Origin of the sequence: Marinitenerispora sediminis, from assembly GCF_003336425.1 — a bacterium.
GTDB classification, from domain to species: domain Bacteria; phylum Actinomycetota; class Actinomycetes; order Streptosporangiales; family Streptosporangiaceae; genus Marinitenerispora; species Marinitenerispora sediminis.
In genome coordinates this window covers 1-389 of record NZ_QEIO01000378.1, presented here as the reverse complement: position 1 = coordinate 389, position 389 = coordinate 1, and the positions used below count along the sequence as shown (strand labels likewise).

Genomic DNA, 389 nt, shown 5'->3' with positions numbered 1-389 from the left:
CGTGGCGAGCGCCACCACGGGAAGGCCGAGGAGCATGGCCTCGATGAGCGAGAGGCCGAGCGAGGTCCAGCGGATCGGGTGCAGGTAGACGCGCCGGCGTCATCGTGAACGAACCGCTGCGGCGGTGGCGGGTCACCGGGACCGACCTGCTGCCCGGCCTCGCCGAAGCCGTGCCGCTCGACCTCTTCGGCATGGGCGTCGCCGCAGTACCCGGCCGGCTCGGCACCCCGCCGGACCGGCTGCGCGTCCACGACGACCTCCCGCAGGCCGCCATGCACGCCGAACTCGCCCGCCGGCGCGTCTACCTGCACCCGATCCGCTGGACCTCGCTCGGCCTCTCGCTCATCGAGGCCATGCTCCTCGGCCTTCCCGTGGTGGCGCTCGCCACG

The 389-nt window shown here is 74.0% G+C and carries 1 protein-coding gene and 1 pseudogene; one reads left to right on the top strand and one right to left on the bottom strand.

Going from position 1 to position 389, the window contains the following annotated elements:
• The coding region (locus DEF28_RS28705) for a hypothetical protein (RefSeq protein ID WP_394340383.1) at window positions 1–75 on the bottom strand (75 nt) is incomplete at its 3' end.
• Between the two features lie 11 nt (window positions 76–86).
• Here DEF28_RS28705 and DEF28_RS26890 point away from each other — a divergent pair.
• Window positions 87–389: pseudogene (locus DEF28_RS26890) on the top strand (glycosyltransferase); the annotation flags it as partial.